This is a genomic window from Cyanothece sp. BG0011 (assembly GCF_003013815.1).
GTDB lineage: Bacteria > Cyanobacteriota > Cyanobacteriia > Cyanobacteriales > Microcystaceae > Crocosphaera.
Genome location: NZ_PRLH01000192.1, coordinates 11,500 through 27,500 on the forward strand (window position 1 = coordinate 11,500; position 16,001 = coordinate 27,500).

The 16,001-nt window shown below is 36.2% G+C and carries 16 protein-coding genes; 8 read left to right on the forward strand and 8 right to left on the reverse strand.

Going from position 1 to position 16,001, the window contains the following annotated elements; translation table 11 throughout:
• Nucleotides 1-5 precede the first annotated feature (5 nt).
• Entirely contained in the window at nt 6-2,024 is a 2,019-nt protein-coding gene (locus C4E06_RS24735) for a TrkA family potassium uptake protein (protein WP_107671028.1), read from the reverse strand.
• Nucleotides 2,025-2,540: 516 nt separating this feature from the next.
• Between C4E06_RS24735 and C4E06_RS24740 the strand changes: the two genes are divergently transcribed.
• From C4E06_RS24740 to C4E06_RS24750, 3 genes are all read left to right on the forward strand, one after another.
• Nucleotides 2,541-3,008 (forward strand): DUF29 domain-containing protein, encoded by a 468-nt coding sequence (locus C4E06_RS24740; protein ID WP_107671029.1) that lies wholly within the window; start codon nt 2,541-2,543, stop codon nt 3,006-3,008.
• 285 nt (nt 3,009-3,293) lie between these two features.
• On the forward strand, nt 3,294-5,060 hold the full coding sequence (recN, locus tag C4E06_RS24745; protein WP_107671030.1) for a DNA repair protein RecN: 1,767 nt from the start codon (nt 3,294-3,296) through the stop codon (nt 5,058-5,060).
• 198 nt (nt 5,061-5,258) lie between these two features.
• Nucleotides 5,259-6,026 (forward strand): HAD family hydrolase, encoded by a 768-nt coding sequence (locus C4E06_RS24750; protein WP_107671031.1) that lies wholly within the window; start codon nt 5,259-5,261, stop codon nt 6,024-6,026.
• 57 nt (nt 6,027-6,083) lie between these two features.
• On the opposite strand, the gene C4E06_RS24755 is transcribed toward C4E06_RS24750, so the two are convergent.
• Nucleotides 6,084-7,631, reverse strand: a complete 1,548-nt coding sequence (locus tag C4E06_RS24755) for a hypothetical protein (protein WP_107671032.1) — start codon at nt 7,629-7,631, stop codon at nt 6,084-6,086.
• Between the two features lie 271 nt (nt 7,632-7,902).
• On the opposite strand from C4E06_RS24755, the gene C4E06_RS24760 reads away from it, so the two are divergent.
• From C4E06_RS24760 to C4E06_RS24770, 4 genes are all read left to right on the forward strand, one after another.
• Entirely contained in the window at nt 7,903-8,781 is an 879-nt protein-coding gene (locus C4E06_RS24760; RefSeq protein ID WP_107671033.1) for a formylglycine-generating enzyme family protein, read from the forward strand.
• A 73-nt stretch (nt 8,782-8,854) separates the two neighbouring features.
• On the forward strand, nt 8,855-9,166 hold the full coding sequence (locus tag C4E06_RS24765; RefSeq protein ID WP_198649014.1) for a carbon dioxide-concentrating mechanism protein CcmK: 312 nt from the start codon (nt 8,855-8,857) through the stop codon (nt 9,164-9,166).
• Nucleotides 9,167-9,227: 61 nt separating this feature from the next.
• A complete protein-coding gene (locus C4E06_RS29355; protein WP_255412193.1) occupies nt 9,228-9,359 on the forward strand; it encodes a hypothetical protein in 132 nt (43 codons plus the stop codon).
• Nucleotides 9,360-9,361: 2 nt separating this feature from the next.
• Nucleotides 9,362-9,709 (forward strand): carbon dioxide-concentrating mechanism protein CcmK, encoded by a 348-nt coding sequence (locus tag C4E06_RS24770; protein ID WP_107671035.1) that lies wholly within the window; start codon nt 9,362-9,364, stop codon nt 9,707-9,709.
• A gap of 62 nt (nt 9,710-9,771) precedes the next feature.
• On the opposite strand, the gene C4E06_RS24775 is transcribed toward C4E06_RS24770, so the two are convergent.
• The gene (locus tag C4E06_RS24775; protein WP_107671036.1) at nt 9,772-10,050 is read right to left on the reverse strand and encodes a hypothetical protein; all 279 of its coding nucleotides are present in this window, start codon (nt 10,048-10,050) and stop codon (nt 9,772-9,774) included.
• A 333-nt stretch (nt 10,051-10,383) separates the two neighbouring features.
• On the opposite strand from C4E06_RS24775, the gene C4E06_RS24780 reads away from it, so the two are divergent.
• The gene (locus tag C4E06_RS24780; RefSeq protein ID WP_107671037.1) at nt 10,384-11,514 is read left to right on the forward strand and encodes a TIGR00341 family protein; all 1,131 of its coding nucleotides are present in this window, start codon (nt 10,384-10,386) and stop codon (nt 11,512-11,514) included.
• Between the two features lie 235 nt (nt 11,515-11,749).
• Here the strand turns inward: C4E06_RS24780 and msrA are convergent, their stop codons facing one another.
• From msrA to C4E06_RS24805, 5 genes are all read right to left on the reverse strand, one after another.
• Nucleotides 11,750-12,286 (reverse strand): peptide-methionine (S)-S-oxide reductase MsrA, encoded by a 537-nt coding sequence (msrA, locus tag C4E06_RS24790; RefSeq protein ID WP_107671038.1) that lies wholly within the window; start codon nt 12,284-12,286, stop codon nt 11,750-11,752.
• A gap of 193 nt (nt 12,287-12,479) precedes the next feature.
• Entirely contained in the window at nt 12,480-13,250 is a 771-nt protein-coding gene (locus tag C4E06_RS24795) for a peptidase (RefSeq protein WP_107671039.1), read from the reverse strand.
• A gap of 130 nt (nt 13,251-13,380) precedes the next feature.
• Nucleotides 13,381-13,701 carry a hypothetical protein gene (locus C4E06_RS24800; protein ID WP_232826367.1) on the reverse strand — a complete coding sequence of 107 codons (321 nt, stop codon included), beginning with the start codon at nt 13,699-13,701 and terminating at the stop codon, nt 13,381-13,383.
• Nucleotides 13,652-13,822: a hypothetical protein gene (locus C4E06_RS29090; RefSeq protein ID WP_232826368.1), complete on the reverse strand. Its 171-nt coding sequence runs from the start codon at nt 13,820-13,822 to the stop codon at nt 13,652-13,654. Before C4E06_RS29090 ends, C4E06_RS24800 begins: the two co-directional genes overlap by 50 nt.
• Before the next feature lie 299 nt (nt 13,823-14,121).
• Nucleotides 14,122-15,804, reverse strand: coding sequence for a metallophosphoesterase (locus C4E06_RS24805; protein ID WP_107671051.1), 1,683 nt, complete (start codon nt 15,802-15,804; stop codon nt 14,122-14,124).
• Nucleotides 15,805-16,001: the final 197 nt, after the last annotated feature.

Genomic DNA, 16,001 nt, shown 5'->3' on the forward strand with positions numbered 1-16,001 from the left:
ATTATTTAACTGTTATTTCCTTCAAGAGAAATTAAATGAGATTCAACCCGTAACTTACGTAATTCTCGCACTAATCTTAATCCTTGATGATGATATAACGGAATGGGAAAAAGAGTCGGTAATTGCTTCATTAAATTTCTTGCTAAGCTTAAAGAACAACCAGAAATCCTAGATAAAGTGTTAGCTCCTTCAAAAATAGCGTCATTGGTAGCAGCATCTTGGATCTGAATTTTCCATATCTTTTTATCTAAAGCAAGTTGTCCTTTTTCAATGGATTTTAACCCCTCAATGGTAGCTAAAATAACCAAGCGATCGCCCACTGATAACCTCAATTCTTCATGGGGCATAAAAATAGGAGATTGAGGGGGTTTTTGATACAAAATAGGAACAACACCGTAACCATAAGCGATATCTGCTAACAATAATCCATTTAAAGTATCATGGGACTCAATATAATATTCTGTCACTAAAATGGTTTGATTATTGAGGCGAAAAAGGGTAAGAATATTCTCTCCAAAAGCCGCACCTGCGAATACTTCTGCAGCCACTTCGTAGGTTCCTACAATTTGAGCATGGGGTAAAATTTGTAGTAAATATTTTCCTAATTGTTGTCCAGCAGTCCGAATCACTAAATGACAATTAGGATTGAGTTTTTTGGCGGTTAAAGCGACTTCTAAGTTGAGAATTTCATCATCAGTTACTACTACAATACTTTTAGCCGTTTCTAAATTAGCTTGAGGAAGAATATCTTGTAAATGTCCAGTCATTAAAGGAATATCTAACATCATTTCTGAAGCAATATCAGCCTTAAAACTAATGCCTAATAAAGCTTGTTTAAACCCTTGTAATAATCTAGCTATTTCTCTGCCAACTCTTCCTAAACCAATAATAATAATATGATTTTGCTCAGGAATCGGAGGACGACGTTTGACAAATTGAAATTTAGTTGATAATAATAATTCTGTTAATAAAGCATACAACACTCCCACAAAAGCCGTACCAGATAAAGTTAATCCTAAGCTAAATAATTGTAGCCAATGGGGAATTTGTTCCATTTGTTGAAATTCTCCAAATAGATCAGAATATCCACCTAATAATAAAATAATTGTAGCTGAAAAAGCAGAAAAAAAGGTTGATTCGGGATAATAACTATGAATTAAAATTGTACCCAAAAACAACAAAATCAAAACAATAGATCCACAAAGTAAGGCAACTCCTCGTAAATAGTTTCGTCCTTTTCTCCATAATTGAAAAATAGAACTTTTGACTTTCAATAGAAAAGGTTTTGACTGGAAAAAAATCGGGTAATTTAGTGATTTTGATGAATTAGTTGTTAATACATCTTGAACTTGAACATAGGTAATAAGATCACCCGGTTGTAAAATTGTCTCAGGGTTCCATTGATAGAAAGATCCCCAAAAATTTGGCGACTGATGATGATAGGAAAGTAAAGAACGAGTACGAGTATTTAATTCATGAAGATAACGGCTATAACACCAAGAATCATTACTTTTCAGACGACGTTGTATGATTTGTAAAGGTTGACCATCTAGAGTAAAAAAGCCTTTAATCTCACTTCCTAAAGCAGCTAAAGCAAAAGCAGTAGTGGGTAGTTGGGTGGGTTCATAAGCAATAAAATTCCCTAATTGTTCTTCGAGTAAACTGTTAAGATTATCTTGAGAGGAACGCACCACTAAACGGGTTTTCGGATTGAGTTGACGGATGGCTAAAGCGGTTTCAATATTAACCTGTTCACTGGTGGTAACTAATAAGGCCGCGCGACATTTTTTGAGGTTAGCTTGTTGTAAAATTTTAATGTATCGACAATCACCAAAAATTAACGGATCAATTAAGTCTTCTATATTGGGAATTTCCCAAATATTGGGTTTAAAAAGTTCAATGGCAACGACTTTCACCCCGAATTTTTTGAGAGATAAAACACAATGCTGTCCTAAACTTCCTAATCCACAGATTAAAAAGCTTTCTTCTTGATCAGGTCGTTTTTTACTAGAAGAATCAGACAAAGTGTTTTTACAGTTAAATTCGTTGATACTAACTTAATTGTAATTTGTTGACTCGATTTTTTTACCAATCCCTAGACACAATCCTCAAAACTGTGTTATTATTATATATAGTAAGGTAATATAGGAAGATAGTAAGTCTACGAAACCAACTAGAAGCCTTAGACATCCTTGACCTGGCTACTATGGACTCAACGCTCTTGAAAGAAACCTTTGACGTTTTCCAGAATACTACCGAAGACAGGTAATTGTTTAACCACGATTTCCACTAACTCCACAAAAGATTTTTCTGAGAGTCTATCATCCATTTTCAGTTGGAAAACACCAATTGAAATGAAGATTAGTATAGTAACAATAACAACAAAAGAACCTTTTACTGGACTGTTTTAACTAAGATGGTGGGTTACGATGGATGATTATGTTCTTGTTCTAATCTAGATTATAGCCGTCTAACCCACCCTACCAAGGTACAGTTTTTGTATATATAGAAAAAAGCGATCGCTACTTGAGGAAAAGATTATGATAAACTCAACCACCACATCAACCCAAAACTTATATGATCAAGACTATCAACTGTGGTTAGAAACAACTTTAGAACAACTACGTCAAGGAGACTATTCTCAAGTAGACTGGGAAAACTTATTAGAGGAAATAGAAGGAATGACGAGACGGGATAAACGTGCATTGAAAAGCTTATTAACTCGTCTATTTGAACATTTTTTAAAATTAGCTTACTGGGAAACAGAAAGAAACTATAATCAAGCCGGATGGATAGCAGAAATTCGTAACTTTCGTATTCAAATTAAAGATTTATTAGAAGATAGTCCTAGTTTAAAGCCTTATTTAAAAGAGATTCTTGAGCAATGCTATAAAAATGCTGTTAAAATAACCAGCGACAAAATGCAAATATCACCTAAACAGTTACCATCAGATCCTATTGCTAACCTAGAACAAATTTTAGATGAAGATTGGCTACCGATTCAATAAAATAAAATTGATAAATAGATTGAAAAATGTCAAATATTAGAACATTTGCAAAAAACTAAAGCATCTATAGAGGACATTGATTTTTTTGATCGAAGATTATTTTAAATAGGTTCAGGTTTGAATTTAATCTTGTGAAATGATTAAATCTTTATTTGACTTTATAGGACTGTATTTAAACATCACTGTGGTTTCGGTAACAAAAATAGTTGCAGTTTTTTGTAAATTGCTTAAGATCAAGGAATAAACTTATACTGGTTTCCAGGCTCGAAAGGTTAATATAACTCCATGCTCTCTTTATTGCAGATTAAAAATTTTGCGTTGGTCGATCGCTTAACCCTCCCGTTTGGTCAAGGGTTGAATGTGTTGACAGGGGAAACCGGGGCCGGGAAATCTATTATCCTAGATGCGATCGATGTTGTACTAGGGGGAAAAGTCAATAATCGTCTCATTCGTCAGGGAACTCAACACGCATCCCTAGAAGCGACATTTGAGGGGAATGAAAGGGTGTTACAGTGGTTACAGGAGCAAGAAATTGATCCCCTAGATGATGGGACTGTGGTATGTTTGCGAGAGTTGTCCTTAACAGGAGAAACCGTGCGATCGCGTTCTCGGATCAACGGGGTTCTGGTAAACTTGCCATTAATGGGACAATTCCGTAACCTGTTGGTAGAAATCACCGCACAAGGTCAAACTGTGCAATTGATGGATGCAACCCGTCAACGGGAATTATTGGATCTCTATGGGGGGAATGCTATCCTCAAACAACGAAAGGTCGTAGAATCTGCTTACGAAAGTTGCAAGAAAGCGGAAAAAGCTTTAGAAAAACGCAAAAAATCAGAACAAGAACGACTTCAACGCCTGGATTTATTAGAATATCAATTAAAAGAACTGGATGAGGCAGAATTAGGCGACCCCGATGAACTCGAACAACTCGAACAAGAACGCGATCGCCTTTCTCATGTGGTAGAGTTGCAGAAACTAAGTTACGAAACCTATCAACTTCTCTATCAAAACGATAGCGGAGAACCAGCGATCGCCGATCGCCTGGGAGAAGCAGAAATGCTCTTGACAGATATGACAGAATATGATAAGGAAATAGAGCCATTATTAGAGATGGTCCAATCCGCTTTAACCCAAGTCGTAGAAGCAGGAAAAGAGATAAATAGCTACGGAGACCGATTAGAAGCCGATCCCCAGAGATTAACAGAGGTAGAAGAGAGAATTAACTTAATTAAGCGGATTTGTCGCAAATATGGACCTAATTTATCAGATGCGATTAGTTTCTATGAGAAATTAAGGGGAGAATTAGAGGAATTAAACGATAGTGAACAGTCCATTGAAAAGTTAGAAAAAGAGTATCATCTTGCTTACGAAAAATTGACTCAAACCTGCCAAGACTTAACCGCATTAAGACAAAAAGCAGCCACAAAATTAGAGAAACAATTAGTCAAAGAATTAAAACCGTTGGCCATGGATAAAGTGGTGTTTGTCTGTCAAATTACCCCTTGTTCTCCTAGTATAAATGGTAGTGATAAAGTGGTGTTTTATTTTAGTCCTAACCCAGGGGAAAAAATACAACCCTTATCTCGTACTGCTTCCGGGGGAGAAATGAGTCGATTTCTATTAGCTTTAAAAGCTTGTTTTGCTAAGTCAGAAAACTGTTCAAGTACCCTAATTTTTGACGAAATTGATGCCGGCGTATCGGGAAAAGTTGCCCAAGCGATCGCAGAAAAATTACACAATTTAAGCGAAAGTTATCAAGTTTTGTGTGTTACCCATCAACCTTTAGTGGCAGCAATGGCCGAAAATCATTTCCGAGTTGAAAAACAAATTATTGAAGAACTATCACAGCTTGAAAACGAAGAAAATGGACAATTAAGTTTACCTGAATTACGAACCGTTGTCAGGGTGAAAGCATTAGAAAATATTCAGACTAGAAGAGAAGAATTAGCGCAATTGACAGGGGGACATTCTTCAGAAGATGCCATGGAATTTGCCACATCATTATTAGTTAAAGCGGAATCTTATCGCTTGGGAAAGCAGTCAATTTAGAACAAATAATTGATAATCAATCCTTTAAACTAATTAGTACAATGATAATTGTAACGATATTGATTGTCGTTTTTGTTTGGGGGTTTTTGATACTCATTTAGGAGAATTATTAATGAAAGTTAGAGAAGAACTACTCAATCTATAAAATATAGATTATACTAATAAAATTAGATATTTTATTGAGGATTATTATCTAGAATGTTGTTAACCAAACTGACAAAAGAATTAGTAACTAATCAGTTCAAAAAAATAAAACTAATTGCCACTGATATTGATGGAACTTTAACTAAAAAAGGTGAATTTAGTAGTCAATTATTATCAACTTTAGAACAATTACAAAAACATAAAATACAAGTCATATTAATCACAGGACGATCAGCCGGATGGTGTCAAGGAATTGTTAATTATTTGCCTGTTTGGGGAATTATTGCTGAAAATGGAGGAGTTTATTGTTTAAAAAATAATCAACAAATAACCCCATTAACAGCTGTTGATAATGTAGTCAAACATCGTCAATCATTACAAGATAACTTTGAATATTTAAAGTCTCAATTTCCTCACCTCGTTACTTCTAGTGATAATCAATTTAGAATTACAGATTGGACATTTGATTGTCATGAATTAAGTCAAGAAGAACTACTTAATATAAAAAAAATTTGTGATAAAAATAACTGGGGGTTTACTTATAGTCATATTCAAGGACATCTTAAACCCGTAGAACAGGATAAAGCAAAAGCATTAATCAGTCTCAAAGAAAATTATTTTAAACATTTATCTTTACAAGAAATTATGACCGTAGGAGATAGTCCTAATGATGAAAGTTTATTTAATTTAGACATATTTCCTGTTTCCGTTGGGGTTAATAATCTTCTCAAATATACAGAAAAATTACAACATAAACCTGTCTATCTAACTAACTTATCAGAAATTGACGGGTTTTGTGAATTAGCAAAATTGTTGATTTAATTTAAGAAAAGATTAGATTATCAATAAAAAGCCATTATAATCTAATCTATTTAAACTTTATCTTGAGTTAGTATTTAATTGACGCACTCTCATAATAATGCCAACAATCAAGACAATAATAATTCCTAATTTAATATAAGTCAAAGGATTAACCAAATAGAGATAAGGAATTTCTAGGACTATTTTTTCAAGGGAATCGGGTAACGCAAAGCGGACAAAGAAACCTAAAATCCAAGAAATTACAACCGCAGCCACTAGCCAAATGAGAATACGAATAGTATTATAAATTTGAATAACCGAAGGTTGGGGCCATCCTAAAGAAGGTTGTCCTGGTTGAAAATCATTCCCTTCTAATATCCACTTAGCTAATTGTTTCACTAATGGGGTGGGTCGAGTTGGTTTATAATTCAAATATTCTACATGACTCAACAAATGAATTCCTTCTGCTTTGTAAGCAATGTCTCTTGGTTGTTGTTTATTTCCATGATCGGTTTTAAAGTTAAAGAATCTCGTTTCGTCAGCTACGGGATCAGTGGGATCATAAACGTTTAACCACTCAAATTGAGAATTAAAAACACTGTTATCTTTATTAATCGGAACAATAGCTGGCCACACAACCCCAAACTTACTTAACGGAGAACCATAGGTAACAAATCCTTGCAAATTTTTAAACAACTCTGAACGGGCAATAATATCGTTGTTATTTAACCAAGCGGGACGAGGGGGAAACATATTTTTTGCTTCCTTGTCTTCTAAATTTTTCTCTGCTTTTTTAGGTTGAAAATCGGTTCGAGTTTTCCATTTATTCCATAAGTCTTGACTTAAATAATTAGGTAAAGCTTCCTCCGTTTCCATCAATCCATTAAAAGCAACAATGGTTCCTAAACTATGGGATAAAACATACCAACGATCATAATCTCTCAAACTCATTTCTACTAACCCTTTCACCATCCTTCGTCGAACAGAAACACGAGGGGGTTGACCGAGATCCATTAATGGACCTTTTCCTGTTCTTTTGCCTTCTTGATAAAGTTTAATATCCCCTAAATATTGAACTAAAATATCCGGTCGTAAATCAAAACCCAATACTTTACGCAAAATGACACTTAAGAACGATAGAACAGGAAGAACTAATAAAATAACTAAAGAGACCCAGAAAAATCGTAAACGACCATTTAAGTCCAGTTTCGGTTCATTTCCCTTTGTATCTCTCGGAGGGCGAACGCGATCGCTGGTTCCCAAATTAGGATCAATATATTGTTTTCTTGACCATAACGATAACCCCCATGCCCAAAAACTGAGTTCCGTTTTTAAACTATCTGGATCTCCGAGATCAGCCCACCAAACTTCACTAAAAGCTAACTCTGTTACCTGATTATCCTTGTCTTTAACTTCAATAATTAAAGGTTCTTTATCATCAGCTTGCCAAGTTTGTTGACTGGCTGCATAAGCCCCTGTATTTTGATCATTAAGGATAATTCTAACGGTGAGATTGGTATCAGCTTTTAAAGCCGTTGCCATATCTCTGACAATTTCTTCAACGGTTTGAAATTTTCGTTGTTCACCGATGCCATGAACCACTAAAATGCCGACTTTTGTTACCATAAGAACCCTTCCTACTTTGACGCGATAAAAACACAATCTCTGTGTTGATAATTGATAGGATTATTGTAGCTGACAGCCTCTTCAACAAGATATAAATTTTTATGACAATCAAGGGTAAAAATACCTTTTTTTAGTCAATAAAAATATCAATAATTAATCATTTAACCGAGGGGTGTCTTTTTCCACCCCAAGACGCAACTATGGTATTCTATGGTGAAACTTACAACCGATTAAAAACCTTTTAGTTAAACTCCCTAATCCCATAGTTTTCATGACGACTCAACTCTCCTCTTATGAATTCGAGGTTGTCACAGTCAACCCCCAAGGCGAAATTACTCAACGGGAAAATAAAAAAGCCTTATCTTTCCTAGAAAAATTAGAACACGAAGCTACCTTAGAAATGGTAGCCATTCCAGGGGGAACCTTTTATATGGGTTCTTTGAAGACAGAAGAAGGGTGTTTAGCTTCCCAAACCCCTCAACATTTAGTCACCCTCAAACCCTTTTGGATGAGTAAATATCCCATTACTCAACAACAATGGACAGCAGTGGCCAAACTCCCTTGTATTAAACAATCTCTCGATCCCGAACCCTCTCATTTTTCTCATCCCAATCATCCCGTTGAACAAGTTTCTTGGTACGATGCCCGAGAATTTTGTGCGAGACTCTCCCAATCGAGTCAACGGTCCTATTATCTCCCGAGTGAAGCGCAATGGGAATATGCCTGTCGCGCCAACACTACCACCCCTTTTCATTTTGGAGAAACCATTACCACCGATTTAGCCAACTATTCAGGGGTTAATTGGGAGTATCAAGGGAAAATTTGCAGCCAAGGATCTTATGGTCAAGGGCCTCTAGGACAAGATCGACGGGAAACCACACCAGTGGGACATTTTGGAGTCGCTAACGAATTCGGACTCTATGATATGTATGGTAATGTACGAGAATGGTGCGAGGATCTCTGGCATAGAAATTATTTGGGTTTTCCCGATAATGGTCAAGCTTGGATCAGCCATACCGATGAAGTCAAGCGAGTCTTGCGCGGCGGATCATGGAATTGTTCCCCCCATAAATGTCGTTCAGCTTATCGGGCCAAACTCGATCCCCTGACATCTCTCTATGATATTGGCTTTCGTATCGTTCATTATTGATTCGCATAGGACAATCCCTATCGTGATATGATAAATGAGCAAGAAAAACCATGCTTTTCTCATCATTACCCCTATGCCTCAAGCCGTTGGTGTCATTCAAACCGTAGGATTTCCCGCCGTTTTAGCGGCAGCCGATGCAATGGTTAAAGGAGGAAGGGTGACAATTGTGTATTTTGACAAAGCTGAACGTGGAGAGTTTTTAGTAGCCATTCGTGGCCCCGTTTCTGAGGTAAAAATTGCTATGGAAGCAGGAAAAGAAGCGGCTGAAAAATCCTACAACGGTAAGATATCGAGTCATTACATTGTCCCTAACCCACCGGAAAATCTGCTCAGCGTCCTACCTCTAGATTTCACAGAAGCAGTGGAGCAATTCCGCGTTTCATAACGTTATCAGGATAAAGGAATGAAAAACCCTGTCTCTTGATTGTATTACAGGGTAACTTCCTATGGATTTTAACGATCGCTCTGTCATCGTACTAAAGTTTAACGATGAAACGTCTGACTTCGTTATTGCACCCTTTCACCATAAAATTAATCCTATTGTTAACAACGCCATCAATCCCTATTTAGGAGACTAACTATGACTCAAAAAGCTGTCGGATCAATTGAATCAAAAGGTTTTCCAGGAATTTTAGCGGCCGCTGACGCTATGGTTAAAGCAGGTAGAATTACCATCGTCGGTTATATTCGCGCCGGAAGCGCCCGTTTTACCCTCAATATCAGGGGAGACGTTCAAGAAGTTAAAACCGCTATGGCCGCAGGAATTGAGGCCATAGAACGGACAGAAGGGGCTACCCTAGAAACTTGGGTGATTATTCCTCGTCCCCACGATAACGTTGTTGGAGTTTTACCCATCGATTATAGCGATGAGGTGGAGACGTTTCGCCAAGCGGCCGAAGGCATTGCCCTTCCTGCTTCGAGTTCTTAAAATTCCCTTTTGCCCTTCATGGGGGCGATTTTGCCCCCCAAACCCTAGGGCTAACCTTTCATCTAAGAATATAATCGGTCTTCATAAAAGTCTTCACAGCATACCTGTGTCACCCCTTTTAGCCCTAATTCTTGTAAATAATTCATCCAAGCTTCTGGGGTATCGTCAACGGGTAAAACCCCTAGAACCCTAGCCACATCAGCTACCCAAGGAACCGTAGAGATACAATAACCTTTCCAGTGAACTTCTAAAGATAACCAATCAGGGACTTGATGGGCATCAAATTGGGTCGATGCTCGATAATCTGCGTGAAAACAGTAAATTTTGCCTGTTTTGCTCATAGTTTAAGGAAAATAAAACAACCTGTCAATTGACGGGAGGCTTAAATCATTAACGCCTCGTTTACTGATCATGGGATAACATATTTATCTCTCAAAAATCAGCGATCGTGTCATCAAAAAAACACAAAGTTAGGGAAAACTGAATAAATTGAGTGAAACCATGAATAATATATAAGCAAACTCTTGATCACAAGACTTATTTTTATATTTTTTTTGTTTAATTCTTAACATTTAATTTTTATAATCGATGGCTAAGAAATGTCAGCCATTTTATTTGGCAATGGCTAAGCTAATAATTAATATTTTATCTTTTCTTCTGGTTCGAGGTGGTTAATGTTCATGGATATCAGGCAATGGCTAAAACGAAAAATTCCCAGAGTTCCCCCGGATATTAGGGAAAAATTGCAACAAGAACTTTTAGATGAGGCTGAACTCGATACTGAATTTCTTGTCTTAACCATTACTTCTTGTTTCATTGCCACCCTGGGCCTTTTAATGAACAGTGCTGCTGTTATTATCGGTGCCATGTTAATCGCCCCTTTAATGTTACCGTTACGGGGTTTGGCTTTGGGAATGTTAGACACCGATCGCCTGTTAGTAAAAATTAGCCTGATCACTCTGATCATTGGAACCATGACATCGATGATCATTTCTGGTCTAGTGGGGGGGTTTTTTGGTCTCCCAGAAGCCTCTTTTGGGTCAGAAATTTTAGGACGGACTCAGCCCAATTTAGCGGATTTAGGGGTGGCGGTGGCCGCCGGGGCCATTAGTGGGTTTGCGAAAATTCGTCGTAAATTGAGCGATGCATTAGCCGGAACCGCCATTTCTGTGGCGTTGATGCCTCCTTTATGTGTTGTGGGGATTGCCCTATCTCAACAGTCGCTACCCTTGGCCAGTGGCGCATTTTTGTTGTATTTAACCAACCTTTTAGGCATTACCCTATCCTGTATCATTATCTTTATTTTTGGAGGTTATTACCTCAATTACAGTCAAACCAGTCAAGCGTTGAGTGGGTTTGTGGCCATGACAGGAATTTTAGTGTTTCCTCTCTTTATCAGTTTTGGTAATCTCGTTCGACAAGAAAGGTTTGAAGGAAAAATTAAAACCCTCTTACAAAATAGAACCGTTACCGTTGGCCAGCAAAGTGAGTTAGTTGGCTTAACCGTTCAATGGCCGACGTTTCCCTGGAGTAAGGAATATCCCATTATCTTAGTCACCGTTCAAGAAAATGTTAAAAACCCCATTACTCCGACTCAAGTTAGCTTAGTTGAACAGTTAATTAAGAACGAGTTGGGGCAAAAGTTTAAACTCGTTTTTCGTGTCAGTCAACTGCGAGAAGTGGTGGCCGACTATGAACGGCCCTTATCCACTCCTCAGTTATTTGGTCCGGTATCTCCTCCTCCTGTTTCTCCCCTACCTCGACAAGACATTTCTCCCTCGGTTTGGTCAGAAGATAAAGAATAATTCACCTTCAATCAACCCCACCCCCCACACCCCCCACACCCCCCACACCCCCCACACCCCCCTTTATAAGGGGGGCAGGGGGGGTAGGGGGCAGGGGGGGTAGGGGGCAGGGGGGGTAGGGGGCAGGGGGGGTAGGGGGCAGGGGGGGTAGGGGGCAAAAGGCAATAATATGTCAATTAAATCCCTCTTAACTTCTAGAAGAGGCAAGAGGGTTCTCAAGCTTTTAAACTCTCAATTAAGCTAACATTTTCTCAGGAAAATATTTTTTGAGTTTGTTTAATTTAGGAGGGATACTAAACAAACAGTAAGGTTGATTAGGATTTCTTTCAAAGAAGTTTTGATGCTTTTCTTCAGCACGATAGTAGTCGGTTAATTCTTTTAATTCTGTGACAATCTTGCCGTTAAAAACATCTTCTTTATTGAGCTTATCAATAACTTGTTTAGCGGTTTCGAGTTGTTCTTGGGAGTCCCAGAGAATAATAGAACGGTATTGAGTTCCCACATCGTTTCCTTGTCGGTTTAACGTGGTCGGATCATGACTAACGGTGAAAAAGATTTGTAATATCTCTGTTAAGGAAATCTTTTGAGGGTTAAAGGTTACTTTAACCACTTCTGCGTGTCCGGTTCTACCACTACAAACTTGCTCATAAGTTGGGTTTTTCGTCTCTCCTCCAGCATAACCCGATTCGACACTTTCTACCCCTTCGACATTTTGATAGACTGATTCGACGCACCAAAAACAGCCACCACCTAATACGATTGTCTCTGACATTTTTTTATTTCCGTATATTTATCATAATTGCTACATTTCTTAATATAACAGTTTATATATCAGTTGCCATTCTGGTAAGGTCCAAATTTTTCTAGTTTGAGGAGTCAGGAGTCAGGAGTCAGGAGTTAAATATTTAGATATACCTAATAAGTTCTAATTCAGAAGTATGCTATAATTAGGCAATTATTAATCATTAATTATTAATTGGTAAACTCCATCCTAAACGAGTGGGTTGCTCATAAATTTTTTTTAAAGTGTTAATATCCCTAGAAGAAATAGGAATAGATGAACTAACTTGTGAGAAATAAAGGACATCATTTTCTTGTAAACTATGTCCCCAAATACCTAAACCATGGCCTAATTCATGACGCGCTGCGGATAAGGTTGCAAGGGGACCTAAACGGGGACTAATTTGTATGATCATTTTATGGAAAAGTTTATTATCTTTAATATAGAATTCATAGCGAGTTTGCGCCGTTTTTGCTCTCGGAATTTTTAAGTTTCCTGTTTCTGGATCAATTTGTGCATCAATGGGTGGGTCAATTCTTTCTATAATAATATCAGCTAATTCTGCTTGAGAAACTTCTGTTATAGGTAAATAATCATTCCATTCACTAATCGAGGTTTCTACTGCATTAACCCACTGATTAAAACGACGGGTTGTTGCAGCCGTATCATCAGGATTATCGGGACGATCAAAATATAGTTTAATAGGAAATTCTGACCATAATAAATATCCTGCGACACTCGGTTGAATTTGGTCAAAATAGTCCCCAGAATAAGGTTCATTTTCCCATTGATTTAATGTCGTTGGTAAGGAATGACTTTGTAAAGGAGGTAAGGATTTTTCTAAGTATTTTTCTAACGCAGACGATGGAGTAATAATTAATACAATAAAAAAGACAATTATCAGGAACGGTAAGAATAATTTTAAGTAAAATTTATTTTTTTTTCGTTTTTGCATAAATCAATAGATTAATTAACTTTTTAACCTAGAATCTATACCTTTAATAATAACAAGTTAGAGAAAATAAAGAAGTTGCTTCTCGTACATTTCCCCAACTTAAAGAAGATTTGATCTTAAACTATATCAATCATTTTAATATAGTTGTGCCTGACGACGATCCAATCTTTTTTTTAATCCAGTCAATACAATCATTAGGACTTAGAAATAAAGTCGGTGCGGCAATATTTCTTAATTCATGGGAAGGATAATGATCATAAAAACATCTCTTTCCTTCTTGATGAATAATAATTAAGGTATTGTGATAAGTATAGCGTTGATTAAAATAATTATCTTCTTTTAAATTGACACTATATTGATTAAGATGTTCTTGGGCAATATCGATGATACCACCTAATGTATTAGAACAGAGTCCGGTGGGATTTTTTAGCTTTGTGGAATTCATCATCATAACCCTCTGCGGATAATAAAGCATAGGAATAAATAAATTCTCCACTCACTTTAGCAATGAGAAAAGGAATAATTAAATATCCTAGGTAACTTTTAGATTTTTCGTACAGAAAACGATTCATAATTAACCATCACTGATTTTTAATAAGTTATAGCAAACTAACTCAAACGTGAGTAAATTAGCTATATTGTTATGAAAGAAATCATTATCTATAAAAGGAACACAAAAAATTGATTCATGAGAACAGTTTATAAATTGTCCCTAGAAAAAACACAACTTACTGACAGGTTGTGTACCCTTTATTATCAATTTAATGCTGTTGTCAGTATATCAAGAAATGTAACCTAAGCAAAGCCCCTAACTCAACAAATTACCTAATGGGGATCAACAAATAGAGTAGTTATCCTTATTAAAATACCATTAAATTGCAAATTCATCAAATTTAATCACATTAGAATTAGGTTTACGGGTATCAAAGTAATAACTACTAACGGTTCCTTTTTCTGTATCTAAAATACTAAAAACGGTAATTTCATTACTGGCAATATAGGGTAAAGGATTATTATTTTCATCTGTTAAAGGTGCTAAATTAGGAATGATGGGTTTAAGGCCATTGGGATCACCAATTTCAACATAATTTAACGGAGAATAATCAGGAGGAATCTGCCTTTTATTATTGCCTAAATGTGCGCCATAACTATTCCCAACGTTAGAAGATTCCAGAAAATTAATACCATTTGAACTGATAAAACGGTTCCATAGATGAGAATGACCATAGAACACTAAATCAACTTTTGCTGTTTCTAAAAGGGGCATTAAATCCCGAATAATATAATCATTTTCTTTTGGATATTCATAACGAATTTCTGTTATATTGCCCTCAGTATCCTTGTTAATTTTTTGTATGGGATTAGTATAAGCTGGAACAATATTTCCTCCCAAGGTATGAACAGGATGATGAAACATTACTATTTTATATTTGGCTTGTTGAAATGCTTCACTTTTTAATTCATTTTTTAACCATTGATATTGTTCACTTCCTTTTTCAATGGGTTTAAAAATATGTTGACCATAGCCCCAATTTTCAGGGTTATCAAAGTCTTTTTCTGCTTCTTGATATCTCCCTGTAACCTTCTTTTCTAAACTCGGAGAACGCCAAATATTAGTAACTTGTAAAACCACTAAACGAATATCCCCAAATGTAACAGCGTAATAATGACTGTTATTAGATGCTGTTTGAGGAAAGGAAAAAATCTCTTCATAAGTATCCGTATTAAATGAATTATTTTTTATCCAACTTTCTTTAAAATTATTATCATGATTAGGATTAATACTATCAGATTTTTCTGAGTAAAGATTTTCAGCCACTTCTCTAGGAATAGCATCTACAAATTGTCGAGATAAGCGTTTAGTTTCTGACCATTTTCCCATCACTTCATGATTACCAATGGTAGGAAATAATGGCGCAGATTGGATCAATTGACCCCCATGATAAACCGTTGTTTTATCTTCATTTTCGATGGTATAATTAGCCAATCCTTGTAAACAGGGAAAAAAGGCTCCACCCCTTTGATCATCAAACCATTCTGAAGCGCGATCGGGAATATTAACTAAATCACCAGCCAGAAAAATAGCATCAACTTTACCTATTGTTTCAACAACTTTTTGTAAATTAGCTGCCACCATTGGCTTTAATTGATGGTCAGAGGTTAATAAAATTTTTAAAGGAGTTTCTTTTTTAGGAGAAGAAGCCAAAGAAAAAACATTACTTTCTATTTTATCTTTTTTAACTAAAGTAACCACTTTATAAGGAACTTTTTCTCCTTGTTTTAACCCTGTAATTTCTCCCTCGTGTCGCCAAATTTGTCGCCTTGTTGTTTCGGAATAATCCCCCTTTACCTTTGACTGTTCATCTTCTCTCGTCCGACTTAACTCCGTCGTTTTAGCAATTATTTCTTTATCTAAATTTTGTCCATAAATAATTTTATTTTCCCTTCCCTGAAACTCAGTAAACCAAACCACTTTAACCGATGATTCTGTCGGAAACTGTAAAAAAGGATCACTGAGTAAAGAATAAGCGGAATTAGAATGACTAGAAGACATTTGTATAACGAATAAAAAAGCGAGGATAAATAATAAACTATAAATAAGTCTCACAATAATCAAGAGGTTGAATTTTTTAACTTAATCTTAAACAAGAAAAATAAACTTATAATTAAAGATTTTGGAACAAATGAACGACAAAAGTTAGCGAAACATAATAAATTATCAATAAAAAACCATAAAATTTAGTATTTCAG

Excerpts from the sequence above, each read along its gene's own strand:
- C4E06_RS24780 (WP_107671037.1), top strand. The coding sequence starts at position 10,384 with ATGTTCATGGATATCAGGCAATGGCTAAAACGAAAAATTCCCAGAGTT.
- C4E06_RS24805 (WP_107671051.1), bottom strand. The coding sequence starts at position 15,804 with ATGTCTTCTAGTCATTCTAATTCCGCTTATTCTTTACTCAGTGATCCT.
- C4E06_RS24770 (WP_107671035.1), top strand. The coding sequence starts at position 9,362 with ATGACTCAAAAAGCTGTCGGATCAATTGAATCAAAAGGTTTTCCAGGA.
- C4E06_RS24755 (WP_107671032.1), bottom strand. The coding sequence starts at position 7,631 with ATGGTAACAAAAGTCGGCATTTTAGTGGTTCATGGCATCGGTGAACAA.
- C4E06_RS24800 (WP_232826367.1), bottom strand. The coding sequence starts at position 13,701 with ATGATGATGAATTCCACAAAGCTAAAAAATCCCACCGGACTCTGTTCT.
- C4E06_RS24775 (WP_107671036.1), bottom strand. The coding sequence starts at position 10,050 with ATGAGCAAAACAGGCAAAATTTACTGTTTTCACGCAGATTATCGAGCA.
- recN (WP_107671030.1), top strand. The coding sequence starts at position 3,294 with ATGCTCTCTTTATTGCAGATTAAAAATTTTGCGTTGGTCGATCGCTTA.
- msrA (WP_107671038.1), bottom strand. The coding sequence starts at position 12,286 with ATGTCAGAGACAATCGTATTAGGTGGTGGCTGTTTTTGGTGCGTCGAA.
- C4E06_RS29090 (WP_232826368.1), bottom strand. The coding sequence starts at position 13,822 with ATGAATCGTTTTCTGTACGAAAAATCTAAAAGTTACCTAGGATATTTA.
- C4E06_RS24740 (WP_107671029.1), top strand. The coding sequence starts at position 2,541 with ATGATAAACTCAACCACCACATCAACCCAAAACTTATATGATCAAGAC.
- C4E06_RS24795 (WP_107671039.1), bottom strand. The coding sequence starts at position 13,250 with ATGCAAAAACGAAAAAAAAATAAATTTTACTTAAAATTATTCTTACCG.
- C4E06_RS29355 (WP_255412193.1), top strand. The coding sequence starts at position 9,228 with ATGGATTTTAACGATCGCTCTGTCATCGTACTAAAGTTTAACGATGAA.
- C4E06_RS24765 (WP_198649014.1), top strand. The coding sequence starts at position 8,855 with ATGCCTCAAGCCGTTGGTGTCATTCAAACCGTAGGATTTCCCGCCGTT.
- C4E06_RS24750 (WP_107671031.1), top strand. The coding sequence starts at position 5,259 with ATGTTGTTAACCAAACTGACAAAAGAATTAGTAACTAATCAGTTCAAA.
- C4E06_RS24760 (WP_107671033.1), top strand. The coding sequence starts at position 7,903 with ATGACGACTCAACTCTCCTCTTATGAATTCGAGGTTGTCACAGTCAAC.